General features: G+C 49.3%; 21 protein-coding genes. 14 read left to right on the forward strand and 7 right to left on the reverse strand.

Features of this window, described 5'->3' with window-relative positions; translation table 11 throughout:
• Window positions 1-64 precede the first annotated feature (64 nt).
• The 5 genes from LFE_RS04960 to LFE_RS04980 all read left to right on the forward strand — a co-directional run bounded on the left by LFE_RS04960 (window position 65) and on the right by LFE_RS04980 (window position 6,317).
• The gene (locus tag LFE_RS04960) at window positions 65-2,143 is read left to right on the forward strand and encodes an amylo-alpha-1,6-glucosidase (RefSeq protein WP_232502590.1); all 2,079 of its coding nucleotides are present in this window, start codon (window positions 65-67) and stop codon (window positions 2,141-2,143) included.
• Between the two features lie 229 nt (window positions 2,144-2,372).
• On the forward strand, window positions 2,373-3,767 hold the full coding sequence (locus LFE_RS04965) for a penicillin-binding transpeptidase domain-containing protein (RefSeq protein ID WP_014449161.1): 1,395 nt from the start codon (window positions 2,373-2,375) through the stop codon (window positions 3,765-3,767).
• A gap of 148 nt (window positions 3,768-3,915) precedes the next feature.
• The gene (locus LFE_RS04970; protein ID WP_014449162.1) at window positions 3,916-4,326 is read left to right on the forward strand and encodes a CBS domain-containing protein; all 411 of its coding nucleotides are present in this window, start codon (window positions 3,916-3,918) and stop codon (window positions 4,324-4,326) included.
• A gap of 424 nt (window positions 4,327-4,750) precedes the next feature.
• Entirely contained in the window at window positions 4,751-5,236 is a 486-nt protein-coding gene (locus LFE_RS04975; RefSeq protein ID WP_014449163.1) for a tetratricopeptide repeat protein, read from the forward strand.
• The gene (locus tag LFE_RS04980) at window positions 5,229-6,317 is read left to right on the forward strand and encodes a hypothetical protein (RefSeq protein WP_014449164.1); all 1,089 of its coding nucleotides are present in this window, start codon (window positions 5,229-5,231) and stop codon (window positions 6,315-6,317) included. Before LFE_RS04975 ends, LFE_RS04980 begins: the two co-directional genes overlap by 8 nt.
• Window positions 6,318-6,324: 7 nt before the next feature.
• On the opposite strand, the gene LFE_RS04985 is transcribed toward LFE_RS04980, so the two are convergent.
• From LFE_RS04985 to LFE_RS05010, 6 genes are all read right to left on the reverse strand, one after another.
• Window positions 6,325-7,449 (reverse strand): aminotransferase class I/II-fold pyridoxal phosphate-dependent enzyme, encoded by a 1,125-nt coding sequence (locus tag LFE_RS04985; protein ID WP_014449165.1) that lies wholly within the window; start codon window positions 7,447-7,449, stop codon window positions 6,325-6,327.
• Window positions 7,419-8,363, reverse strand: a complete 945-nt coding sequence (locus LFE_RS04990) for a 6-carboxyhexanoate--CoA ligase (RefSeq protein ID WP_014449166.1) — start codon at window positions 8,361-8,363, stop codon at window positions 7,419-7,421. Before LFE_RS04990 ends, LFE_RS04985 begins: the two co-directional genes overlap by 31 nt.
• Window positions 8,356-9,492, reverse strand: coding sequence for a biotin synthase BioB (bioB, locus tag LFE_RS04995; protein WP_014449167.1), 1,137 nt, complete (start codon window positions 9,490-9,492; stop codon window positions 8,356-8,358). The genes LFE_RS04990 and bioB overlap by 8 nt, the downstream gene beginning before the upstream one ends.
• A 258-nt stretch (window positions 9,493-9,750) precedes the next feature.
• The gene (locus LFE_RS05000; RefSeq protein WP_014449168.1) at window positions 9,751-10,839 is read right to left on the reverse strand and encodes an alkene reductase; all 1,089 of its coding nucleotides are present in this window, start codon (window positions 10,837-10,839) and stop codon (window positions 9,751-9,753) included.
• 65 nt (window positions 10,840-10,904) lie between these two features.
• The gene (locus LFE_RS05005; RefSeq protein ID WP_014449169.1) at window positions 10,905-11,348 is read right to left on the reverse strand and encodes an Rrf2 family transcriptional regulator; all 444 of its coding nucleotides are present in this window, start codon (window positions 11,346-11,348) and stop codon (window positions 10,905-10,907) included.
• A gap of 227 nt (window positions 11,349-11,575) precedes the next feature.
• Entirely contained in the window at window positions 11,576-12,853 is a 1,278-nt protein-coding gene (locus tag LFE_RS05010; protein ID WP_014449170.1) for a hypothetical protein, read from the reverse strand.
• A 285-nt stretch (window positions 12,854-13,138) separates the two neighbouring features.
• Between LFE_RS05010 and LFE_RS05015 the strand changes: the two genes are divergently transcribed.
• The 4 genes from LFE_RS05015 to LFE_RS05030 are packed head-to-tail and all read left to right on the forward strand — an operon-like array spanning window position 13,139 to window position 18,069.
• The gene (locus LFE_RS05015; protein ID WP_014449171.1) at window positions 13,139-14,038 is read left to right on the forward strand and encodes a glycine--tRNA ligase subunit alpha; all 900 of its coding nucleotides are present in this window, start codon (window positions 13,139-13,141) and stop codon (window positions 14,036-14,038) included.
• Window positions 14,035-16,263, forward strand: coding sequence for a glycine--tRNA ligase subunit beta (gene glyS, locus LFE_RS05020; RefSeq protein WP_014449172.1), 2,229 nt, complete (start codon window positions 14,035-14,037; stop codon window positions 16,261-16,263). Before LFE_RS05015 ends, glyS begins: the two co-directional genes overlap by 4 nt.
• A complete protein-coding gene (gene ribD / locus LFE_RS05025) occupies window positions 16,260-17,444 on the forward strand; it encodes a bifunctional diaminohydroxyphosphoribosylaminopyrimidine deaminase/5-amino-6-(5-phosphoribosylamino)uracil reductase RibD (RefSeq protein ID WP_014449173.1) in 1,185 nt (394 codons plus the stop codon). The genes glyS and ribD overlap by 4 nt, the downstream gene beginning before the upstream one ends.
• Entirely contained in the window at window positions 17,425-18,069 is a 645-nt protein-coding gene (locus LFE_RS05030; RefSeq protein ID WP_014449174.1) for a riboflavin synthase, read from the forward strand. Before ribD ends, LFE_RS05030 begins: the two co-directional genes overlap by 20 nt.
• 5 nt (window positions 18,070-18,074) lie before the next feature.
• Here LFE_RS05030 and pstS read toward each other — a convergent pair whose 3' ends face one another.
• Window positions 18,075-19,127, reverse strand: coding sequence for a phosphate ABC transporter substrate-binding protein PstS (gene pstS / locus LFE_RS05035; protein ID WP_014449175.1), 1,053 nt, complete (start codon window positions 19,125-19,127; stop codon window positions 18,075-18,077).
• A gap of 225 nt (window positions 19,128-19,352) precedes the next feature.
• Here pstS and LFE_RS05040 point away from each other — a divergent pair, with 225 nt between their 5' ends.
• The 5 genes from LFE_RS05040 to cobM all read left to right on the forward strand — a co-directional run bounded on the left by LFE_RS05040 (window position 19,353) and on the right by cobM (window position 23,765).
• A complete protein-coding gene (locus LFE_RS05040) occupies window positions 19,353-21,308 on the forward strand; it encodes a sensor domain-containing diguanylate cyclase (protein WP_014449176.1) in 1,956 nt (651 codons plus the stop codon).
• 158 nt (window positions 21,309-21,466) lie between these two features.
• Window positions 21,467-21,682, forward strand: a complete 216-nt coding sequence (gene yacG, locus LFE_RS05045) for a DNA gyrase inhibitor YacG (RefSeq protein WP_050989555.1) — start codon at window positions 21,467-21,469, stop codon at window positions 21,680-21,682.
• Complete coding sequence (gene cobI, locus LFE_RS05050) at window positions 21,669-22,433, forward strand: precorrin-2 C(20)-methyltransferase (RefSeq protein ID WP_014449177.1); 765 nt, start codon at window positions 21,669-21,671, stop codon at window positions 22,431-22,433. The genes yacG and cobI overlap by 14 nt, the downstream gene beginning before the upstream one ends.
• Window positions 22,417-22,956, forward strand: coding sequence for a hypothetical protein (locus LFE_RS05055; protein WP_014449178.1), 540 nt, complete (start codon window positions 22,417-22,419; stop codon window positions 22,954-22,956). The genes cobI and LFE_RS05055 overlap by 17 nt, the downstream gene beginning before the upstream one ends.
• Window positions 22,953-23,765 carry a precorrin-4 C(11)-methyltransferase gene (gene cobM / locus LFE_RS05060; protein ID WP_014449179.1) on the forward strand — a complete coding sequence of 271 codons (813 nt, stop codon included), beginning with the start codon at window positions 22,953-22,955 and terminating at the stop codon, window positions 23,763-23,765. Before LFE_RS05055 ends, cobM begins: the two co-directional genes overlap by 4 nt.
• The last annotated feature ends 82 nt before the right edge of the window (window positions 23,766-23,847 follow it).

Here is a 23,847-nt window from a genome sequence, read left to right on the forward strand (position 1 = left end):
TTTGACGGTCTTATTCGCTAGAACATATGGAGGATTCTTGAAGGCTCGACGAAATCAGATTCATATGGCTTCCAGGGCGATCGGTCCAGAGGATCGCCTGCTTAAAAAAGAAGATCTTCTGGCGATTTGGGATCTTTTTGGAACGATTGATGTCAGGAAAAAGAACTTTTATGGGATCTTTTGGCATGGGATGCGATTTGTTTCTGCGTGGATTTGGAGCATCCAAGGACGTCATCCAATGAATCTCGAACCCTTAGGAGAGCCAGAAAACGGGGTTTCTTATTTTCGGCAATATATTCCTTTTTCATCTTCTTCGGGGGAAGAGGCTGAGGGAGCCGTATCACTTCTTTTAGAAAGAATCCTTTTGCCGGAAGGGGTTCGTGAGCGTCTTTCAATCAGAAACTTTTCCAGGGTGAAACGTTCTCTTCAGGTCGTGTTAGCAATGGATTCTGATTTTGCCGATATGTTTGAAGTCAGGGGATTTGTGAGTTCGATTGACCTTCCCCGAAAGGTCGAGAGAGTTTTTCGTGATGGTGTGCTGAGTTTTTCCTGTCAGGGAAAGGATGGAATTGTACGGGAATCGGTCATCTCTTTTGGTGGAGGGCATCCTGCAGTAGTTTCAAGTGCCGGAAAGGAGGTCCGATGGACAATAACCATCCCGCCCGGAGAAGAGTGTTGTGTTGAAACGGTTCTTGCACTTGTTGAAACCCGCTCGATTCCTTTGCATTCTGTGCATGAACCTGAATTATCGCCAGAGTCTTTTTCTTCTGTTTTGAAAAAAATGCGAAAAAACAATCTTGATGAGCTGGAAAAATGGCCTGTTTTAAAGACGGACAACCCGATTCTTTCCGCTTCATATGATAGGGCTTGTAAGGATATGGACATGCTCTTTACGGGAGGGTTTGAGGGAAAGGTCCCTTATGCTGGTTTACCTTGGTTTTCGACCTTTTTTGGGAGAGATGCGATCATCACAGCGTATTCCATTTTATGGGCTCGGCCGGATATTGCTCTTAACGTATTGAAATATTTGGAGAAAAGGCAAGCAACAGAGATTGATCCTTTCAGGGCCTCTCAGCCCGGAAAAATTCTTCATGAGGAGCGATCCGGCGAGCTCTCAAATCTTTTGGAAATCCCATTTGGTCGATACTACGGATCCATTGATTCCACCCCGCTATTTATTGTTTTAGCTTGCGAATATTATCAGAGAACCGGTGATGAAAAAATACTGGCTTCCCTTTGGCCTTCGATAGAGAAAGCTTTGTTCTGGATTGATCAGTATGGACTTGATCCTGTTTCACAGTTTCTGATCTATTCCGCAAGCTCTGATGGAGGCCTCATCAATCAGGGATGGAAAGATTCGGCCGACTCAGTGTTTCATGCTGATGGGAGTCTGGCAAAGCATCCCATTGCTCTGATAGAAGTACAGGGATATCTCTATTGGGCTTGGAGCATGCTTGCCCCTCTGGCAGAAAAATTTGGAGCCCTTTCCTTGTCAAAGAGCCTGAAAAAACGGGCTAAAAGGCTTAAGGAAAATGTCATAAACAAGTTCTGGATTCCTGAATACAATATGTTTGCAATGGCAATCGACGGAGCGGGCAAGCCTTGTGTCATTAAATCATCCAACCCTGGCCATTTGCTTTTAACTGGAATTTTGCCCAGGAATCTGGCACGAAGACTAGCAAAAACCCTGCTTGATCCTGAATTATTCAGTGGATGGGGTGTCAGGACTCTGGCGAAGGGGGCGGCTCGATATAATCCTGTTTCCTACCATAATGGGTCGATATGGCCCCATGATAATGGATTGATCCTGGCAGGAATGTCCCGAATGGGTTTCATAAAGGAGCTGAAGACACTTTCAAGCGCGTATCTCGATGGGATATCGATGTTTAAGGATTACCGCTTGCCTGAACTGATTTGTGGATTTGACCGACAAGACTTTGCGGGGCCGGTTCTTTATCCGACGTCCTGTTCTCCTCAAGCTTGGTCTGTTGCATCTCTTTTTCTGTTAATTCGATCTATGACCGGGGAGCTTTTCGAGAAAGGTAGGTTTGTTCACAAAGGGAGATTTTTTCTGCCTCCGGGCGTGGAATCTCTTGAGATTCTTGGAGTCAAGGGAGCTGACAGGGCACTGATATCGTCTTGACACAGAGGGAAGGTCTATCAGTCTTCCTGGCGCACTCCCTTTTCCAAGGGCTTATGGGTTTAAAAAGGCTTTAAGGTTCTTGCTAATTCTCAAGTGATAGACTAATATCTCCCCGCATTCATTTGCATAGTTGCTTTTATTGAGTGCTTTGATTATTTGTTGGTTGATGTTTCGCCTGCGTGGGTGTTTTTTGGGTTGATTGGCGCAGGTAGCTTGGGGGTATTGTCCATTGATCCGTCGAGTGGTTCACTTGCTCACCATCATCCATAATCCCATTTCCTGGACTTTGGGAAAACGTATCTTTTCCCTTTTTATCCTTATTTCTTTCTGGACACTTCCAACTCAGGGTGGCGTTCCGCACGCTCAAACTTCGGTGGCGAATGCTTCCGTAAGCCTTCCTAAGGAGCAGCTTCCCAAACTGCTTGCCGTTTCGACTCCTTCCTCTGCTTCTGCCGGGCCTGATCTGCTTGGCTCTGTTGTGTCCGGTCATCCGGATGTTCTGAATGTTCAGGGAAAACCTGCCATTCGTTTCAATTCCAATCTTCCTGTCCTTGATCCCGATTTTCTTCCATCGTTTCACACACCTGTCGGTGATCATTTTGAGACGAAAACGGACGAAGGATATGTGATTACATGGACTGTCCGTCCATCCCTGCAGAAGGATGTCGCCAAGTTTGTTCTTCGAAACAGGGTGCCTTATGGGATGTTTGTTGCTGTTGATCCAAAAACAGGGGCATTCTTGGCTTTTTATGGCAGCCAAGGCAGGACTGAGTCCGATAGTCTGGTTCAGAAAGCATCCTATCCTGCTGCTTCTATGTTCAAGGTTGTTACGACTGCAGATGCACTTGAGAACAGGAAAATCAACCCTGATACAGAGATTTATTTTCATGGGTGTCTCTATTGCATCGGTCCGGCTTATTGGACAGATAACCGGCGTAGGGATCGTCTCCATCTCACTGTGACAGAAGCTCTTGGTAAATCTGTTAACATGATTTTCGCAAAAATTGCACTGCGCTACCTGACGCCTCAGAATCTTCAGTCAATGGCGGACCGCTTTGGATTTAATAAGGAAATCGATTCTGATGTTCCTTTTGAAATGAGTTCAGCTGTTATCCCGTCAGATAGGGCAGGTTTTGCACGAAGTGCCGCTGGTTTTGGTCAGGTGCTTATCAGTCCGATTCATGCAGCCGTAATTGCAGGGGCTTTATCAAATGGTGGCGTGATGATGCGTCCTCATTTGATTGAAAGTATCAAGGGGCCAGACGGTAAAGTTTTTTTCCAGCCAAAGCCACAGGTTTTGGCAGTTGTTGCGGATGCAAGGATATCTTCGACCCTTCTGTCAATGATGCACTCTACCACAGTCAAAGGTACAGGACGGCGTGCCTTTTTTCGGTGGCATAATGATCCTATCCTTCGCAAGATATCCGTTGCAGGGAAGACCGGAACTCTGTCCGGTCTCCATCCGGAAGGTCTTTATGAATGGTTTATGGGGATGGCGCCTGTTGGGACACCCCGAATCGCGGTAGCAGCTTTAACGATTGATCGAGGTTACTGGCGAATAAAAGGAACGGATATTGCAAGCCGGGGACTTCGAACATATTTTAGGAAGAATGCGGACGAGTAGAATCATCGAAATGAACGGTATCTCTGATCGATCCTTGCAATTGATGATCCCATTCAAAAGTGTTGGTTGTGCTTCTTTGTAGATTCTTGAGTCAGTTGGTATGAATCGTTTATTCGGCTGCTGGTGGCTTTGAAAGGGAGGAAAACACATGGTAATGGTAAAAAAAGTAATGACCAAAAATCCGATGACCGTTGAGATGACAACAACTGCACGCGAAGTGGCTGAAATTATGAAGACAAAGAAGGTGGGCAGCCTTTTGGTGATGCAGGGTGAAAAAACGGTTGGAATCATTACCGAAGCAGATATTGTCAGGCGGGTAGTGGGTGAAGATCGTGTTCCATACGTGACAACTGTTTCAACGATCATGAGTGCTCCAGTTCTTTCAATCAACTCTGATGCGTCCATTTATGATGCCCAGGATTTGATGGACAAACATCATATTCGTCATTTGTTGGTGATGGAAGAAGATGAGGTTGTTGGGTTGATATCCATTCGGGACCTTATTCATCCAGCCTACCTTGGAAGAGAAGATTCCTGGGATAGTGGCCATACGGAATAGACTTTATGTGATGGGGGGCAGAAAACAACTATCTGCCCCTCATATCTTTTAGGATTCTATTCAATCTTTTTTCCAACCTTCTTTTTTTCCCCCCATCCGACCTTCCAGCCATATTTTTTTATCTCACTACTTGACAAGTCTTTTTTTTCTCTCTAGAGTTAATTGAAAACGATAGTCATTATCAAATATTTTTTCGTTGACATTGCTCTTCCTGTTGATTAAGATGATACCCGGTATCTATGATATTTAGTCTCATGATGATTTTGATTGATTCATCGAATGATATTTTCGATCAATGAGAATTGGGGGAAACATTATGTACCGTATGAGAAATATCTTATGTCGCTTGACACGACTTTTTCCTGTTTTCCTATTATTTCTGGCTTTCTCAACCTTGCTTGCTTGTTCAACAGGAGCTCCTTCCTTGTCAAGGCAGGAGCTTTATGGAGCTTTTTCCAAAGATGAAAAAGCGGGGGATCTTCGGAAGGCAAGACTGGATCTTTCCGATATTTTGAAAAGCCATCCCAGAGATCCGATTGCATGGAATGATCTCGCTTATCTTGATTTTCTTTCACATCATTACAAGAAGGCACAAGGTGCTTTGGCACAAGGTCTGGCGCTGAACCCCAATGATCACTTCCTTCTCTTGAACAAGGCAAGATTGTTCCTGGCTGAAGGGAAAAACGAAAAAGCCAGAAGGGTTCTTCTTTCCATGATGGCATCCCGCCCATGGCCAAAAGGTTTTCGTATGATCTTGGCCATTGCTGATCTGAGAACAGGGCATCGTGATTCTGCAAGAGTTCTTTTCTCGGAAATTCTGGCAGAAAGACCCTCCGATAAACTTGCTTCCATTTATCTCTCTCGTTTGTCGTTACGGCACCCCTCTCTTGGAGATTTTTCAAATGGCTAAGAGTATTCGTTTTGTCTCAAGGCGTTTTTTTCCTGTCATGACTTTTTTTTTCTTGGTGTTTTCTTCCCCCCATTCTGTGAGAGCCGAAGATCCTCCCCTTGGGCTAACTCCTCCTTCAGCTTATGAAGAGGACAGGAACAAGGACCTGATTCCAGATCTTGAACCGCTCGAGCCAGTTTATTTGCCATGGGGGCCCAATACGAGTGGTCCAAACTTTACGGGGACAGCGGAGGTTGAACCCGTCGGATCGTTTTTTATAGAGCCATACTGGTTTGACTATATTCAGCCCGGTCTTGGATTCTCATCACTTTCGATGCCGGAGAGAATCTCCATCGGACTTATGGAGAATTGGGAGTTCGATATGTCGATTCCCTTTGTCTCGAACCATGGAAGTGCCCCTACCACTCCCAATGGCCAATCGATCAACAGTTTTGGAATGGGGGACACTCTTCTGTGGGTCAAAAGGCAGCTGACATCCGATTCTGATGTCTATCATTTCTGGGCCCGCCCAGCTGTGACAATCGAAGGTCAGGTAACATTGCCCACCGGGCATTTCCTGAATCTCAATCCCCAGCTTTATGGTGTTGATCAGACCGGTGACGGGACCTATAACGAAGGCTTGTATGTTATCCTGAGGAAACATTTCAAGCCATTTATGTTTTATCTCCAGGTGGGAGACATTATTGAAAATCCAACCGATGTTGGTCCCGGATTTACCTTCAATAATGGTCTTGCCGTTACTGGGGCTTCCCAATCGGTTTTAAATGGCAATCTCCTTTATTATGCGGGAGCACTGGAGCATGTTTTAAATGATAAGTGGGGAGCCGGTTATGTTTTGGAGTTCTTTGGGGAAAGCCAGTCGGGACAGAGTCTTTTTGGGGCAGCGAATGCTCCCGCATGGTCTTTTTTCTGGATTGATCCTGCGATAGAGTTTTCATGGCCGAATGAAGGGGCTGTGACTGTGACATGGGGGGCCGGGATTGCTCTTCCTGTCTATCAGTCCAATTATCCGCAGACGTTCACACCACTTGGGACCGTTACGATTTATTATAACGGCCCCTTTGGATATCGCGGGGAGTAATTTCTTCCTACAAAAGGACCTGCGCTTTGATCATGCTTTCTGAAAGAAGCCGGGTAAATGTGTCTTCCCAGTGATTGGTCACGCAGATCCGGATGCATTCCTCTCCAACCGGGACAGTGGGGGAACGGATGACAGGAGCGAGGAGCCCGTTCTCCTTTAGGGAAGATGAGATCATCTCAAGTTTTTCAATAGGGCCCTTGATGGAAAGGATCGGAGAAGAAGAGATGGGAAGTCCGATCGCTTCCCGAACCTTTCTGACTCGAGAATGCAGATTTTCGACGAGTTCACCGTTCTCATCAAGAATGGTCAGAGCCTCAAGGTTTCCTGCAAGAACTCCGGGGGGAAGAGCGGTGGTATAGATAAGGCTTCTCCCAGTGGAAAGAACCAGTTCCCGTATGAGCGGGTGACAAACGGTGTAACCTCCCAGTCCCCCCAATGCTTTGGAAAATGTTCCTGTCAGAACGATCCGTTGAGGATTGAACGCGAGTGACGCATGCTCAAGACCGCCCCGCCCCTCCTGTCCCAGAGTCCCTGTCCCATGAGCATCATCAAGTAGCAGAATCCCATCAAACTCATCACAAAGGTTCAGTAATGCAGCAATGGGACTACGGTTGCCATTCATACTGAAAAGAGACTCCGTTACAATAATGAACGATTCTCCCAGAGGCCGTTTTTCAAGCATTCCCCTGAGGGCTTCAAGATCGTTATGGGGGAAAATCTGGTACTGGCATCCAGACAACCTGATACCATCGATAATGGATGCATGATTATGGCTATCGGAATAAATAAAGGGATAGATTGTCGAGAGGGCCAGGATCAAGGATATATTGGCCTGGTATCCTGTCGAGAAGACAATGGACGATGGTCCTCCCTTGAAATCGGCGATCGCTTCTTCAAGCATTCCATTTAAGGGGTGATTTCCTGATAAAAATCGGGATCCTGTAGCGCCGGCTCCGTCAGAGGCAGTTGTTTTTACGATTGCTTCTATAACTGAAGGGTGACGGGACAGACCCAGATAGTCGTTTGAAGAAAGGTGGCGATAGGAAGGTGATGGAAGACTTTTCCTTCGTCCAGCCTCGTAAATTCTGGATAACTGGGATTCTATCCTGGATTTGAATGAATCGGTGGGCATTCGAGCTCCTGTTTGCATGTGAAAAGAAGATCTTCAAGATGTTGTGGAGGGGAGATCGGAGACATTTTGTCAAAGAGAACGGAAGTCTCTTTCAGGCCAGCGATCAGGGCAGTCAACTCATCATCATCGGGGATCCTGTTCAGAAGATAAATCCTTCCCCCTCCGGTCATTCCGGCTTTTTTCATATGGGGTAGCCTGATGTAGGCAATATCTTTGGCTGCAATATAGCCTGTTGTGTAAGTCGGGTCATCGGATATACACAGTTCAAGATGGATCAGGGGTTGGGCGACGACTTTTGATGCCAGCATCAGTGCTTCAGGAAAGCGCCTTCCGGAGATTCCGTTTGATTCTGCTGATGCTTCAAGTTCTTCTTTTGTTTTCCATTCCATTCCAATATGAGTTGTTCTGACTCCTTCCTCAGGAACAGGTATCTTCTCCCCGGAAGGGGAGAGAAGTATCGCACCCCATAGCGGATTGGCGGTTGGTTTAAGGAGAGAGTCGATACAATCGAGTATCTTTTGGGTTGATTTTTCTTGGTCGACAGAGATCTTTCCAAGGGAGAAAAGCAGAAAGGACCTTATAAAGGATCGTGTGGTTTCTTCGCTCTCCGAATGGAGTTGTCGAACCGGCAGAAGCTGGGACCTTTGAAGATGTTCCGGTGCGACTCCATCCACCCTGATAGAAATGGTCAGATCGTTCTTGAGATGATGTGGTGCAGATCCAAGCCCTCTTTTGAAAAGCCGGGAAATACCTTCCTCAAGATTCCTTTCAAGGAGAATCTCCTCTCCTCCGGAACAATGCTTTCCATTTAAGGATGCTCTCATCCGTATATTAAAGAATCTCTCCGGGAGTTCCTCTTTGGACGATTCCGAATGGATGTGGTTTCGTTTGGGGCTGAAATCAGACTCAGTCACAGGTCTCACCCATCTTTTTCATATTCACAAAGGAGATTTGTCCGGTGGTTACGGGAATATTGATTTCCAAAATCGAACCGGATGGGTCAACTGGCATTTGCCCTGTTAGCGGATCTTTGGAAAGGGTATGTCCCATGTCCTTGATCATTTGAATATCATCGAGTGGAGGTCTCCCCATGCGAGTCAGGTAATTTCCGATCATGACCCCGTCGGCGCCATGTCTGAAAATTTCCGGATGGCGTCCTCCCAGTGCCTGGACTCTTCCTCCGGTGATCCGGATTTCTTTTGTTGGAAGCATATATCGGGCGACGGCAATGGACCGGAGTGCTTCTTCTGGTCCGATTCCGGCTCCTTCATCGTATAGGGGCGTTCCGGGGATGGGGACCAGAAAGTTGAGGGGAATGGAATCGACATTGAGTTCCCTGAGTGTCTGAAGCATTGAAACCCTGTCCTTTTCCGACTCGCCGAGTCCAAAAATCCCTCCTGAACAGACGGAAATTCCCTTTGCCTGGGCTTTTTTGATCGTATCAACCCTGTCTTCCCATTGATGTGTTGTGACGATGTTTCCAAAATACTCTTTTGATGTTTCAAGATTATGGTGAAGTCGGTTCAAGCCTGAGTCTTTTAACTTCTCGAGAACGTCCTCAGAGAGGATTCCCAATGTTGCGCAGGACCAAACTTTCACATCCTTCCGTACGGTTTCGATCGACTGGCATATCGCTTCGACTTCAATGGGGTCTGATAATCCCCGTCCCGAGGTTGCCACACAGAATCTTCTGGCACCGTTTGCAACAGCTAGGGTTGCTGTCTGAAGTATTTTTTCTTTTGAAACCATTTCAAACTCAGGAGAAATGGTGGAGTGATGGGAAGACTGGGAGCAGAAATGACAATCCTCTCCGCAGGCTCCGGATTTTGCATTCATTACCGTACAGGGATCGATGGCATTGCCTCTGAAGGTTTCCCTGATCAGGGAGGCCCCCTCCATGATCTTTTCGGAATATTCGTGAGGGAGTGAAAAGAGCCAAATCGCATCATCCGCGCTGATCCCTTCTCCGGACAACGCGAGGTTGGTCAGTGAGGAAAGTCGATCGAGTGATTGTTCGCAGGTTTTTTTATCGGGCACAGCCATTTTTTGCCCTTTCATATGATTAGATAAAGACAGGTTTCATTTGTTGTCACTCAGCTATATCCGTCTCCGGATCTTGCGGACAGACTTTTCCGGAAGAGAAGGACAGGAGAGTCCATTATAGCAGAGGTTGCGGCATATTCGTTCCAGGAGTTTGGGGGAAGAGGAAAGAGAAGATCCGATCCGCCTGTCCCTGAGGAAGGAGGATCGGATTGTGTTTTCGTGAAAAGTGAAATGGCTTGAAAGCCAAAAAAATGGATGTTAGTCCATGGAAGGGTAGTCGGTATAGCCTTTTACGCCTCCACCGTAGAATGTTGTTGTATCGATCGGATTGAGATGTACCCCTTTTTTGAATCGCTCCACCAGATCGGGGTTGGCCAAAAAAGGACGTCCGAATGCTACGAGATCCGCAAGGCCACTTTTGAGAACATTGTTTCCTTTCTCCCGGTTATAATCGCCCGCGACAATGAGTGTTCCTGAGTAAAGTGGACGAAAAAATCGGGCAGAGAGGTCCGGAGTTGGATGCTCTCCCTCCTGAATGGCAGGTTCTATAAGGTGAACATAGGACAGATTCAACTTCGAAAGTTTTTGCAGGACATATCCAAAGGTTTTCTGGGGGTTGCTATCGTTCATGTCGTTGAAGGTTCCCCCTGGTGAAAGCCTGATCCCGATGTTCTGACTGCCCCATACGCTTGTCGCAGCCTCGATAACTTCGAAGAGAAACCGCGCCCGGTTCTCGAGACTTCCCCCGTAAAGATCTGTCCTCTGATTGGTGCTGTCTTCCAAAAACTGGTCGATGAGGTAGCCATTGGCTCCATGAATCTCAACACCATCAAACCCGGCTTCCTTGGCGTTTCTGGCAGCCGTTTTGTATTGTTCGACTATTTGGGAAATCTCGGAAAGTTCCAGCGCGCGGGGCGTTGGGATCTCTTTAGGTCCTGTGGGTGTATAGGTTGTCATTCCCCTTGGAGCGATGGCCGATGGAGCAACCGGGAGATTTCCCTGGAGGAAATCAGGGTGGGAAATCCTGCCAACATGCCAAAGCTGGAGGTAGATAACCCCACCTTTTTTATGGACGGCTTCTGTGACCTTTTTCCATGCGGCAATCTGTTCGGGCGAATGGATACCAGGTGTCTGAATATAGCCTTGTCCCCCGGGAGAGATCTGGGTCGCTTCTGTGATGATCAAACCTGCCGTTGCCCTTTGCTCATAGTAAGTTGCCATCAAGGGAGTGGGGGTGTTGCCTTCTCCAGCGCGACTTCTGGTCATTGGTGCCATCACCATCCTGTTTCGGAGGGTTGTTGTGCCAAGCTGGTATGATGAGAACAAGTCAACTGCGTTTTGGTTCATGGGGAAAATCTCCTTCTATGGGTGATGGGTCAGACGGAATCAGGTTATTGATTCCATTTCGTTTATCAGGGAATCCCTTCGATCAATGCCGAAAGGGGAATCTGTTCAAGTGTTTTTTTAAGTGAATTCGTAACGGATTGAAAAACCGGGGCGATCAGCCTGTGCATATTAATGCTGACTGGACAGTCTGTATTGGGTGGGTTGGGATTGAATGCAAAAACTTCTCCCTGATCCACTGCTTCAAGAATGTCCAGAAGAGTAATCGATTCAGGAGCTCTGGACAAAGATACCCCTCCAGCTCTCCCTTGTCGTGAGATCACCAATCCCGCTTTTTTAAGATCCACCAGAAGTCTTCTGACAACAACAGGGTTGGTCTTGACACTCGACGCCAAAAGCTCCGAACTGATCCACTGACCTTCCAGCAGATCCGCCCGGGGCGGTTGTTTGGGAATATATCCGAGTCCCACCATGATGTGTGTTGCCACTGCGAATCGGCTACTTTGAATCATACTGTAACCTTAACTGTTACATTTAATGAAGTCAATGATCTCCAGAAATGGAAGATAGAAGGGGAGCGGGTAAGAAAGTCCTTTGAGATTGAGTGGTTTCTGACAAGGGAATGGGGATATTTCATAAAAGAGAGTCTGTATGGTCGGACAGGGTTGATTGTCTTACAAGAATGCGGTCTGTTTGAGAATTCCTTCAGGAATTCTTTTCAGCGGCTCCCTTTGGGGGTTTACGCGATTGCTCCGTCATCACTCTGAAAGGATGAGGATTCTTGTCGATGGAGAGGGAGCTTGCTATGTCGCAATAGGAAGCTTTCAAGAGAGACAGGTGTTCCTGCAAGAGTTTCAAGCCTGCTGGCGATTGAGCTTCTGGCCATTGTTTCGGCATTGTCGATTGAGACGTTCCTCAAGAGTATCCATGCCTGCTCTTCTTTTGGATCCCAAAAAAAAGGTTCGTCCATCCTGGTTTTTTCCGCAATGCCCTTGAGTGTTGAAGCGCTTGCCCTTATGGGAAGGAATGTGATCTCGGAGGTTTCATGGCGAATCTTCGAGACGAGAGACTCTGCCTGCCGGATATCAAAACCGGCCGGGTTTAGCCATTGTCTGGCATAGCGGTACTGGGGGGACCAAGTGAAGGTCCTGACACTTTCGAGAATCAAAAGGGACATTTTCTGGAGAACTTTTCTGTATGTCGCAAGTCCGGTTCTCTTGAGGAATTCGGCATTGGCCGAGACGGAAACGACCGGGAGAACCCTGGCACATCTCAAAAGGGTGTGGATCCAGAGATGCTCGAGGGTTTTTTGGCTTCCTTCAAGTGTTGATCCCCAGATTCTTGGCATAACGGAAAAGTTTTGAGGCAATCCGGGAAGTTTTTCGGAGTCGGTTCCCGGAGGAACTCCGATGGGAGTTCCATGGGCTGTTCTGAACAGGATTCCGGGCTCATATCGTTGTCTGTACTCCGATTGAAAAGCTCCGAGAGCCGTCGTGCAAAGGGTTTCCTCATCGAGACGTGTCAGCCAGCTCGTGATTTCCTGCTGTATCTTGGTGTCGTCACTAAAAAAATCCGGACTTTTGACTACGGAAGGGTCTAATCCTTTCCCTTCCGGCACAAAAATAACATGAATGCCATTTTCAAACTTTCTGGCGGAGATCCCCATCCTGGGAGGAAGCGTCAGATCTTTTCTCCGGACCTTGAAGAGGATGTGAGCCTTCTTTTCTGAAAAAATCTGGTTCCGGAAGTCGTCAAATGTTCGTGTTTCAGTGGCGGGTAGGATGTCAGAGAGTTCGGAAAAAAAGAGATCCTGGGCCTTCAGTGTCGGCATGGTTGAGAAAAGAGGGGGCAAATTGTCAGATCGGTAGATGAGATCCCCTCCCTTCGAAAATCCCATATGCCATGATCCGTCCGGAAGTCCTCCGGCGTTGGCTTCGAGTCCACTGCCCACCTTGTCTGGCGCATAGAGGACAGGGGCCTGACTCATGAGTGGATGCTGGGACGCCATGATCCTCAAGGATGCTCCTCTGTTCTGGCCGATAGAAAAAACAATTCTCAAGAATCATAAGGTTATGGATCGCTGTATGCAAATTGCGTCCTATTTTTTGACCTCCAAATGCTGAGTTTGTTTTTTCAGGGTTTATTTTTCATAAAGGTGCCAACCGAGAGGCTGACGCCTTTTATCCGTTGTCTTTTGACACCGAATAAAAGTATGATCGGGGCTTGATGCGTCGCTTCGCCCGGTCTTTACAGGAGAACTTAGGGGAAGCGGCTGCCGGGAAAGAATTCGGGGAGGGGGTTTATGTCGGTGATGCCAGGCCACACATTTCAGGAGATGATTCTTTCCCTCAAGGGGTACTGGGCCAAAGAGGGTTGTTTGTTGCCGGAGCCATGGGACATGGAGATGGGGGCGGGAACCTTTCATCCTGAAACATTCTTTGGGGCTCTTGGTCCCCGAAAGAAGAAAGCCGCCTATCTGCAGCCCTGTCGCCGGCCGACAGACGGGCGTTATGGGGAAAATCCGAACAGGCTTCAACGATATTACCAATTTCAGGTGATTCTCAAACCATCTCCCCTTGAGCCCCAGACTTTGTACCTGAAGAGCCTTGAATCACTGGGAATCAAGCTCGAGGACCATGATATCCGTTTTGTCCATGATGACTGGGAATCTCCGACCCTTGGTGCATGGGGACTTGGCTGGGAAGTATGGCTGGACGGGATGGAGGTGACCCAGTTTACCTACTTTCAGGAGATTGCCGGAATCCCTCTCTCCCCGATCACAGTCGAGATTACCTATGGCCTTGAACGTCTCGCGATGTACCTTCAGGGTGTGGAAAATGTTTATGATCTGGCTTATTCGGGAGATGTCAGCTATGGGGATGTCCATCTTGAAAATGAACGTCAGCAGTCCCATTTCAATTTTACAAAGGCACCGGTTGAGGAACTCCGAAATTTCTTCTCCCATGTTGAAGAACAGTCAACCCAACTGGTTGAAGAAGGGCTTTATCTGCCGGCGTATGAGATGGTCCTGAAGATGTCCCATACCTTCAATTTGCTTGATGCCAGAGGCGCTGTGAGCACCTCTGAACGTCAGAGATTCATTGGAAGGGTTCGCGGCCGGGCCAGGGCGGTGGCGCTTTGCGCCATGGAGATCTGGTCGGGAAACGGGGGTAAGGACCTGTCCGGGGAGGATGTTCGATGATGTTCGATGATTCTTTTCCCAAGCCGACCCATGCCCTGGATCATGCCGCGCTTTTTGAGGTGGGATGTGAAGAGTTGCCCGCTGGCCTTCTCCCCGGAATCAGGGAGGCTCTTTTTGCGGGAGCCAAAAACCTGAGAAAAGAATTTCGTCTGGGAGATGGAGATGTCAGGGTTTATGCGACACCCCAACGCTTGATTGTTTTTTTGCTGGATCTCCCGGAGAGGCAGGAAGCCCGTGTCGAGCGGGTAATGGGTCCTCCTGCAAGGCTTGCGGGAACGCTTCCGGACCACCCTTCCCCACAGGCGGCCGGTTTTGCCAAAAATCAGTCGGTATCCCTGTCCAGCCTCTTCTTTCTGGAGACACCGAAAGGTTCTTATCTGGCCGTCGATCGCAGTTTGCCGGTCTTTTCGACCAAAGAGGTTCTTCCTGAACTTTTCTCAAGACTCCTGAAGGAGTTGCCTCTCTCTCGCTCGATGCGATGGGGAGAGGGAGCAGGTCCCTTTCTCAGGCCGATTCTTTGGATTCTGGCGTTGTTTGGCGAGGACGTGGTTCCTGTTGGTGTGTGCGGACAAAACTCCGGGAATCAGACGAGAACACCAAGGTCGATGGGGTTTCTGGAGCAAACGGTCCACCATGTCAGCCATTATGCCGGTTTGATTTCAGACTGGCCCCTGACTGTCGACACCGGTCTCAAGAAAAAAATGATTTGTCAGGAAATCGATACAACCGTCAGAATGGAATCCGATAGTGGTCTTTTGCCCCACGGGGCTGTATGGGTCTATGACGAGGAACTTCTTGTAGAGGTTGCAGATCTGGTTGAGCAGTTCCGGGCGGTCGTTGGAACGTTCCCCTCCGGATTTCTGGAGCTTCCTCAAGAGTTGATCCAGACGGTTCTTCGCGTTCACCAGCGGTATTTTATCTTGAAAGACAAATCGGGAAACACCCTTCCCAATTTTGTGTGCGTTGCGGGAAATCCGCGAGCGAATCTCCATGTGATCCGGTCCGGATACGAAAAGGTGGTTCGCGCAAGACTTGAGGATGCGCAGTATTATTTTGACCGTGACCGGAAACGATCCCTCTCTGACTTCTCCCGGGACCTTTCGGGGCTGAACCTCTTTCCGGGATCCGGAACCTATCTGGATCATGCGCGCGCCACGAGAGACTTGTCGGACTGGTTCCTGGACCATGTTATTGACGAGACTGGGCTTTCCAGGGCTGATTTGTCCAGGATGCTGGGACGGATTTCCCCAGTTTACAAGGCCGACCTTGCAACAGGGCTGGTCCGGGAATTTACGGAGCTTCAGGGCGTGATCGGCGGCCATTACTGGAAATGGGAAAATCGCGACCTCATTGTGAAACAGGATTCGGAGTCGGAAAAGATTCTTCTTGAAGCCAGGGCCATTGCTGAACACTACCACCCCCGTTTTTCGGGAGATTCCCTACCGGAATCTCTCCTGGGGAGGATCCTGGCAGCATCCGACAAATACCTGTACCTGGTGGCAGCATTCAAGGCCGGGCTGTCTCCTAGCGGATCGGAAGATCCCTACGCGGTCAGGCGCGCAGGAACGGGGTTGATCGCGATCGTAGCGGACAGTGGCTGGTCACTTTCAGTCAATGACCTTGCCTTGAGATCGGCCGGGGTTTTTGGAGAAAACGATTGTTATCTGCCTCTTCTCAACTTCTTTCTGGAACGTCTGGAAAACCTGCTGGGGAAGGATGCCCCGATTCTTCTTGTCCGCGCGGCCCTGGTTTCTCCATCTGAACCGATTGCCTTGTCCTGTCGAAGATTGTCCTTTCAAAAAACGATCCTTTCCGATCCATCCCTTCCCGTTCTGGTGACTCTCTATAGCCGCATTGCCAATATTCTCGATAAAGGTGGCCGACAACCGCAAGACATCCGTCCGGAACTTCTGGTCGAACCCGCCGAGACATTTTTGTGGGATCAAGTCGTGTCATTGGGTCTCTCCGGACAAGGTGGCTGGTCTCTATTGGGCGAAGCCGGGGAGTTTGACGAGATCTGGAGGAGATCGCTGCTTCTGGTCGATCCTGTTACAAAGTTTTTTGAGTCGGTCCTCGTGAATGCTCCGGAGGAGACTCTGAGAGCGAATCGTCTGGCCTTGCTTGGGACGATCCTGTCAGGACTTGAAATTTTGGGAAAACTGTCGTTTCTGACTCAGCTGTTGCTTCCTTCCCAGGAAGGAGCCGGGGAGAGCAAGTCCGGGTGACAAGTCCTATGGCGGATGACGAGAAGTGGATGAATATGGTGCTATCCCTTGCCCGGAAAGGGGACGGGACTGTTGCACCAAATCCTTGTGTCGGAGCGGTTGTCGTGTCGAGGGGGAAACTGGTCGGAAAAGGCTTCCATCAGCGTCCCGGATTGGCTCATGCCGAAGTTTGTGCTTTGGCTGAAGCCGGGCCCAAGGCGATGGGAGGAGATCTTTATGTCAACCTCGAACCTTGTTGCCATTTGAAAAAAAGAACACCACCCTGTACGAAGGAGATCATCCAGAGCGGAATACAACGCGTGGTGATTTCCACACTCGATCCAAACCCCGAGGTTTCAGGCGATGGGGTGAAGGAGCTTCAGCGGGCTGGTATTGATGTGTCGGTCGGTATCTTTTCCAAAAAGGCGTTCGAGTTGAATCGGGGTTTTTTTTCCCTGATGAAGAACAGGCGCCCATTTATTACCCTGAAAGGCGCCGCAAGTATCGATGGACGAATTGCGACATCTTCTGGAGATTCCCAGTGGATTTCCGGAGATCGCTCTCTTCTTCTGGCCCATCAGCTGAGAAATACTCACGATGCCATTCTCGTCGGGGTCGGGACAATCCTTTCTGATGATCCGCTTCTGACGACCCGAATCCCCGGAAAGAAAACCCGCAATCCGGTTCGGATCATCCTGGATTCCATGGCGAAGACACCTGTCAACTCCCAGGCAGTCAAGACGATTTCAGAAGCAGCGCTATGGATCGTTGCGGGTCAGGAGGCTCCCTCAAAAAAAATCATGGAACTCCAGTCTGCCGGGGCGACAGTGATTCAGTGCCAGATGGATGCAATGGGTCGGCTTGATCTTTTTGAGTTGATGAACCATCTGGTGGAACGTCGCATCCTGACGCTTCTGGTAGAGGGTGGTGGACACGTGACAGGTTCATTCCTTTCCAGCAGGTTGGTGGACCGGATCCGTCTGGTGGTTGCTCCATTGGTGATAGGTGGCGATGATTCAATCAACTGGGTCGCAGGAGGAGATTCTCCCGGGATGCTCAAGGAGGCCCAGCGATTTTCTGTGCCGATCAGGCCAACACGTCTGGGGTCGGACGTCTTGTTGTCGCTTGATCTTTGGGATGAAAAAACGATGGTTTCAGGACGTTCCGACAAGGAGGATTCAGATGTTTTCGGGGATCATTGAGACCGTTGGTGTTTTGATGGAGACAGAAAAAAAACACGGTGGCATGCATCTCGTCTTTGGGGGTGTTTCCTTTGCGGGAGAGCTTGTCATCGGAGAGTCTATCGCCATAGACGGGGCCTGCATGACGGTGGTCCGGTCTGATGGTGAACGAATGTCCTTCGATGTCGACCTGTCTCTTGAAACTCTTTCCGTAACCCAAATGGGCAGCTGGACTCCCGGCAGAAGAGTGAATCTGGAACGGGCCCTCCGCCTTTCGGACCGTCTGGGTGGTCATCTTGTCCTGGGACATGTGGATGATACAGGGTGGCTGATATCCCGTCGTGATGAGGGAGGCACAACTTTTTTGACGATTGGTGTCCCCATTCGCCATGCGTCTCTTCTGATCCCAAAGGGATCCATTACCGTTGACGGGATCAGCCTGACCGTGAATGCCCTTTCGGATTATCCCGAAGAAGAAAGCGTCCATGTGGAGCTTGCGATCATCCCCCATACATTGTCGGCAACGAATATCGGAGAGAGAAAACCCGGCGACCTTATCCACATTGAGTTTGATGTTGTCGGTAAATACATCCTCCGTGCAGGCAGCATCGAAAAAAGTGGTGATGGAACATTCCGGCCACTTTGATGATATCAGCCTGGAGTTACCGTTTTGAACGCATTTCCAGGGAGCAGATCCCTGAAAAGTTTACGTATTATAAGGGGCTTTCCGGAGTCCACTGGAAGGGGAGCGAATCCGGCTGACTTTATGAGCGAAGGATTTTGACCGGAAATCAGAACCCATTCAACAAGATGTCTGACATCCTTCATGCTCTCTGAGTCAAGGTGAGGATTGATGACCCAATATTCAAAGTTTGATGCCGGATAAACATTTTTTCCCGGGACCCAGAACACAATGGACCTGTCAAGATCGTTTGTGCCGGGTGTGTTTTTGAGGGCACTCCTTCCGGCATTGGTGATGCTTTCGACCGATCCGGACACAAAATATCCATCGTGATTCTTGAGCGCCGCGGACGGAAGACCAGAACGTTCAACCCAGTTGTGTCCGGCATAGCCCATGCTCCAGGGTGTGTTTTTGATGTCCGCTGAAATGTCCCCGTTTCCATTGGAACTTTTTCCGACAGGCCATGATGGGGACATATCCCGGCCGATCTCATCTCTCCATTCATGAGACGTTCTGGAAAGATAGTCGGTCATGACGAAGGTTGTTCCGGAAGGATCCTTGCGGTGAATGACGATAATCTTTTTGTGGGGGAGAGGTATTCCGGGGTTGATGGACAAAAGTCTCCTGTCATCCCAATACTGGATCTTTCCGAGGTAAATCAGTGCAAGTGTATTCCCGTCCAGCCTTAAGGGTGTTTTTCTGGAAAAGCCGGGAAGATTGTAGATGACTTCGACATCTTCCATTGCAACGGGGATGCTGACCATTCCGGGGTATTGTTTTTTGATGTTCTTGGTCTCGTAGGCATCTGAGGCACCGATTGTGACATCACCAAGAAAGGCCTGACGGTACCCCATTCCGGATCCGGTGGGAGAGATGTCGATTTTGGTTCCGGGATGCTTCCTTTCATAGGATTGTGCCCATTTTTCCTCAAGAGGATAAAGCATCGAGGATCCGGTAATGGTCATCAGACTCTGGGCCTGGGAGAGGGTTGGGAAAAGGGCGATTGAAACGAGTGTCAGCATCAAAAAGCTGCCTCTTGCTGCAGACCATCTATGTCTATGAACAGATCCGGACTTTTTCAACATGGGATATTCCCTCACTCATTCCTGATATTGGTATATGGGATGCGCGCATTCTATAATGTCCTGATCCTACCTTAAGATGACATGGCTTGGAAGCGGTCTCCTTTTTGAGGAGGCATCAATCTTTTCCCCTTTTGTTTTTGCTTTGCCAAGGAAGAACAGCTGATGGTGCAACAAAAGTCGAATGATATCGCCTTGAAGTTTTTTTCCCACATTGTTTCCGACCCGGAAAAGGCCCTTTTTCTCTCTCAGCTGGGACCCGAAAGGGAATCGCATCTTTCGGGAGTCCTTTCAATGATGATTGAAAAACTCCTTGGAGACGAGCCCCTCAAGAAGGAGGAGATTCTCTCCATCGGGGAAAATCATTACCGCCTGGGAGTCTCGATCGAGTGGGTCAGGGAGTCTTTATTCTGGGTCCTTTCAGAATATGTCCGGGAGCTGGATGACAGCGAAGAGTCTTTCCGTGTTTCAGCCCGGATTCTGGAGCATCTGACCATTCAGTCACAGGGAATGATGCGTGGACAGGGTAAGGTTCTCTCGTTGATCTCAAGACTTGATGCCATTTTGGTTCATGATGCCGATCCGCTCAAAAGTTTTGTAAAGGTTTTGTCCTTGTTGTCCGAGGAGCTTGCGATTCTGGGAGGCTGGATCGGACTTCCTGATGAATCACACAGGTTCAGGGCTCTTGCTGTCAGTAATGGCTGGATGTCGGACTATCTTGACGGAAATGAGATCCGCTCCGATGAAACTCCGCTAGGACGGGGGACAATGGGAAAGGCATTTCGAACGGAGACGATACAGGTCCTTGAAGACACACAATCGATTGAGATTCTTTCTCCCTGGAAGGATCGTCTGATCCGTTTTTCGATCCATTCCACAGCCGCAATCCCCTTGAAGGATGATCAGGGAAGGGTTCTTGTCTTTTCCCTTTATAGCGGCTTTCCATGGTTTTTCAGGCATCCCGACCATCGGATCCTGCTCGAACATCTCAAAATCATTCTGGATGAGATGTTCGCGAGACAGAAAGCCTCAAGGCTTCTTGAAGAAGAGCAGTCGAGGATCAACCGGGTATACCGTCTTCAGCAGGCGTTTTCAAGAGCTTCCGATATTGTTCTTATGGCAAGGGAAGAAATGGAGATCGTTGATACGACCCTGGATACGATTATCTCAAGCGGTTTTTTTGACTGGGCTGTTCTCGGTGTGATCGGGGAGGACCAGACTATTACCTATGAAAAGGGGATGGGGGAGGGTGTCGAACGGTTCCTGAATGAAAATCTCAAGATCCGTATTGAGGAAAAGACACTGGCGGGGCAGGCTGTATTGACCAACAAGATGCAATACCTGAACGAGTATCCCAGTGGAGATATCTTTCCTGCGCTCAAGTCCCTGTCGCTCAGACTCGATATCCAGTCGGTCGGGGCTGTTCCTGTTGTCCGGGGAGGAAAACCCTGGGGAGTTCTGGTGGTGATGTCGAGGCTTTCTGGGGCTTTTGACCCTGATACTGTGGAACTTTTTGTGGGTGTTTCCCGATTTCTGGGCCATGCTCTTGATGAGCTGGCAATGAGAAAGGATCTGGAGTTTGAGAAAGAACGCTATGAATGGGCTGCAACGCATGATGCACTGACTGGGATCCATAACCGAAGGCTCTTGAAAAGCTTCCTTGAGAACGCACTGGATCTTCAGCGAAAGACAGGTCTTCTGGTGGCCGTTGGACTTCTTGATCTCGATGACTTCAAGCAGGTCAATGATCTTTATGGTCATCATGCGGGTGATCGGCTGCTTCTGGAAGTTTCCCGGCGTCTCTTGCAGGTTCTGGGGACATCCAATGCGATTGCCAGATTCGGTGGAGATGAGTTTGTTCTCATCTTTCAATCCATTCCTGACAGGGCGGCCTTATCAGCACTCCTTTTCCAGATACAGCAGGAGGTTTTTGGCCCACCGGTCTCGGTTGTCGATGGCGAGACCCTTGAGATCAGGGGAAGTATGGGCGTCTGTATTGCGAGAAGCTCTGACAAGCCGGATTCGCTTCTGAAACGGGCCGATGAGGCTCTTTATAGATCAAAGGCTGACAAGGAGACCCGATCCTCTTTTTTCTCCCTGTGTGATATGGATTCCCTCTGATCGATCCGAGACAGGCTGCAATCTCTTGCTCCACCGAACTGTCAGAGTTGCCGAGTTTCCATTACCATGGAAGGATTGGGACGTTTTTTACGATGATCATTTTGGATAGACGTGTATGGGAGGATGTTTTGAGTTTCAGCGGCGAGAAAGAGAATTATTTGGAGCCATTTTCAGACAGAGTTCCCCTTGGTGAACCGTCTTCGAGGGTTTGCCCGACATGTGGACGGGATTTGCCGGAGTCCCTTTATGCCCGCCAGATCTTTTGCTCACGTTCCTGCCGTGAAATCGATCTGATGAAGTGGCTGAATGAAGAGTATCGGTTGCCTTTGGACGATCACTCTGTTTCGGAAGGAGAGAGTGATGAAGGGGAGTGAGCCAGGGAGCATTGATGGGGCGACCCTCTATGGCGTCAGCGTCGGTCCCGGTTCTCCGGATCTCCTGACCATTCGTGCATTGAGGATCCTTGAGAGTGTTCCAACGATTGCCTACCCCAAAAGTGTTTCGGATGGTGGCTCTCAGGCCAGGGATATCGTTTCGGAATACATCGCGGCGAGAACGGTTGTCCCACGGATTGTCGAGCTTGTTTTTCCGATGACCAAGGATGAAACCATCCTTGAACAGGCACGTAATGAAAATGCGAGGCTCCTGAGTGAGTCCCTGGCACTGGGGGATGTTGCCTTTATCAGCATCGGGGATATCCTTTTTTATTCGACCTTTGGAAACCTGCTGACGGGGCTTAAGAAAGTGCTTCCTTCCCTGAAGGTATCCGTGGTCCCTGGAGTGACCTCGTTTAATGGTGCCGCAGCCAGAATTGTCGAACCCCTGGTGCAGGGTTCGGAAAGCTTCGCGGTGATTCCAGCGACTTACGAGGCGAGCCATCTTGAAAAGATGATCGATCTTCACGAAACCGTTGTTTTTATGAAAATCAACAGGGTGATCCCATCACTTCTGAAGATGCTTGACGAGCGTGGCCTTTTGCCCAAATGTCTCTACCTTGAACATGTCGAGACATCTCGGGAACTGGTTATCCGGGATGTCCGATCCCTCCTGGGTCGGGAGATTCCTTACATGTCCCTTTTGATCCTTCGGAAAAACGGATGGGGGGATCATGGCAAAGCGTCCTGATCTTCCCGGACAGATTGAGTCTCTTCGTTTTGTCGACATGATCCTTCTCCGGTTTTCGGCGATATGGGCCCTTTTGGGGTTCGGAGGGGTTTTTACGATCACCATGATCCATTTCTCAAAAGGGGACCTGACGCTTTCCCCTGTTTTCAACGGGATGGCGGTCGGTCTGGGCGCGGCGCTTTTGGGTCTTGGTCATTCCCGTTACCAGTATTACCTCCTTGAACTGGACCCCGGTCGGTATGCGGGGCTTTATAAAAGAATCAAGGGAGGTCAAGGTCTTTTTGGCGGTCCGGTCAAGGGGGGGCTTTCCATTCCGCCCCACCCTTTTCGAAAAGTGGTGGCCTTTTCCTATCTGATGGGAGTGATGACATTTTTTCTCGTCATCGTTCTCTTGTGGGGGCAACTTTCCGTTGTGAGTGCATTCTTTTACGGGGTGGGTGGATTCTATCTTGCAAGGGTTGTCTTCTGGAAAAAGGCATTGGCGTTATACAAGGAACAGGGAATTGATTGGGAGGAGTCATGAGTCGAGTGAGAGGTGGCACCGTTTACTTTGTTGGAGCCGGTCCAGGGGCGTCTGATCTGATTACGGTCCGGGGGGCAAGAATCCTGGAGAAAGCCGGAAGGGTCGTTTATGCCGGATCCCTTGTGGATGAACGGGCGATGGTTGAGTTGGCTCCGGTTGCCAGATGGGTTGATTCTGCAGGTTTGAACCGGGAGCAAATCGTCTCTGAACTCATGGATGGTGCGCGTTCCGGCGAGGTTGTTGTAAGATTGGCTTCCGGTGATCCGGGTATTTTTGGGGCAATGGCCGAAATGACGACAGAGCTGTCAGCACAGGACATTCCCTGGGAGGTTGTTCCGGGGGTATCCTCTGTGTTTGCCAGCGCGGCAGCCCTTGGAATGGAGCTGACACTTCCGGATGTGAGCCAAACGGTTATTTTAACGAGAACAGCGGGAAGGACGCCCATGCCTTCCGGTGAAGGACTGGCTGATCTGGCACGCCATGGGGCAACGATGGCGATCTTTCTCTCTGTCGACCGTATTGACGAAATGGTCGATGAACTATTGACGGTTCTGTCGCCAAAGACCCCTGCTGCGGTTGTTGCAAGAGCATCATGGCCGGATGAAACCATGATGAGGGGGACACTTGAGACGATCGCTCCCATGGTGAAGGCTTCCAAAATCCATCGTCAGGCGATGCTTCTTGTTGGAAAAGTCTTCGATCCAACTCTTCGCGCCCAAGTCCGAAGCCGTCTTTACGCAGCGGATTTTTCTCATGGATTCCGGGATGGAACGGACCAGGGAACCTCGCCGGATCCCCGCTTAAACTGACGGATCTACGGTGAGCCGGCAGTCGACAGCCCGCAGGAGGAGTATCGTTTTCTGCGTGATGTCTTCTGAAATGATTAGTGAC

The organism is Leptospirillum ferrooxidans C2-3 (assembly GCF_000284315.1).
Classification (GTDB): Bacteria; Nitrospirota; Leptospirillia; order Leptospirillales; family Leptospirillaceae; genus Leptospirillum; species Leptospirillum ferrooxidans.

Excerpts from the sequence above, each read along its gene's own strand:
- cobI (WP_014449177.1), top strand. The coding sequence starts at position 21,669 with ATGAAGGGGAGTGAGCCAGGGAGCATTGATGGGGCGACCCTCTATGGC.
- LFE_RS05015 (WP_014449171.1), top strand. The coding sequence starts at position 13,139 with ATGTCGGTGATGCCAGGCCACACATTTCAGGAGATGATTCTTTCCCTC.
- glyS (WP_014449172.1), top strand. The coding sequence starts at position 14,035 with ATGATGTTCGATGATTCTTTTCCCAAGCCGACCCATGCCCTGGATCAT.
- LFE_RS05005 (WP_014449169.1), bottom strand. The coding sequence starts at position 11,348 with ATGATTCAAAGTAGCCGATTCGCAGTGGCAACACACATCATGGTGGGA.
- LFE_RS04960 (WP_232502590.1), top strand. The coding sequence starts at position 65 with ATGGCTTCCAGGGCGATCGGTCCAGAGGATCGCCTGCTTAAAAAAGAA.
- LFE_RS04985 (WP_014449165.1), bottom strand. The coding sequence starts at position 7,449 with ATGCCCACCGATTCATTCAAATCCAGGATAGAATCCCAGTTATCCAGA.
- cobM (WP_014449179.1), top strand. The coding sequence starts at position 22,953 with ATGAGTCGAGTGAGAGGTGGCACCGTTTACTTTGTTGGAGCCGGTCCA.
- LFE_RS05000 (WP_014449168.1), bottom strand. The coding sequence starts at position 10,839 with ATGAACCAAAACGCAGTTGACTTGTTCTCATCATACCAGCTTGGCACA.
- LFE_RS04970 (WP_014449162.1), top strand. The coding sequence starts at position 3,916 with ATGGTAATGGTAAAAAAAGTAATGACCAAAAATCCGATGACCGTTGAG.
- LFE_RS05055 (WP_014449178.1), top strand. The coding sequence starts at position 22,417 with ATGGCAAAGCGTCCTGATCTTCCCGGACAGATTGAGTCTCTTCGTTTT.
- LFE_RS05030 (WP_014449174.1), top strand. The coding sequence starts at position 17,425 with ATGTTTTCGGGGATCATTGAGACCGTTGGTGTTTTGATGGAGACAGAA.
- LFE_RS04980 (WP_014449164.1), top strand. The coding sequence starts at position 5,229 with ATGGCTAAGAGTATTCGTTTTGTCTCAAGGCGTTTTTTTCCTGTCATG.
- bioB (WP_014449167.1), bottom strand. The coding sequence starts at position 9,492 with ATGGCTGTGCCCGATAAAAAAACCTGCGAACAATCACTCGATCGACTT.
- LFE_RS05040 (WP_014449176.1), top strand. The coding sequence starts at position 19,353 with ATGGTGCAACAAAAGTCGAATGATATCGCCTTGAAGTTTTTTTCCCAC.
- pstS (WP_014449175.1), bottom strand. The coding sequence starts at position 19,127 with ATGCTGACACTCGTTTCAATCGCCCTTTTCCCAACCCTCTCCCAGGCC.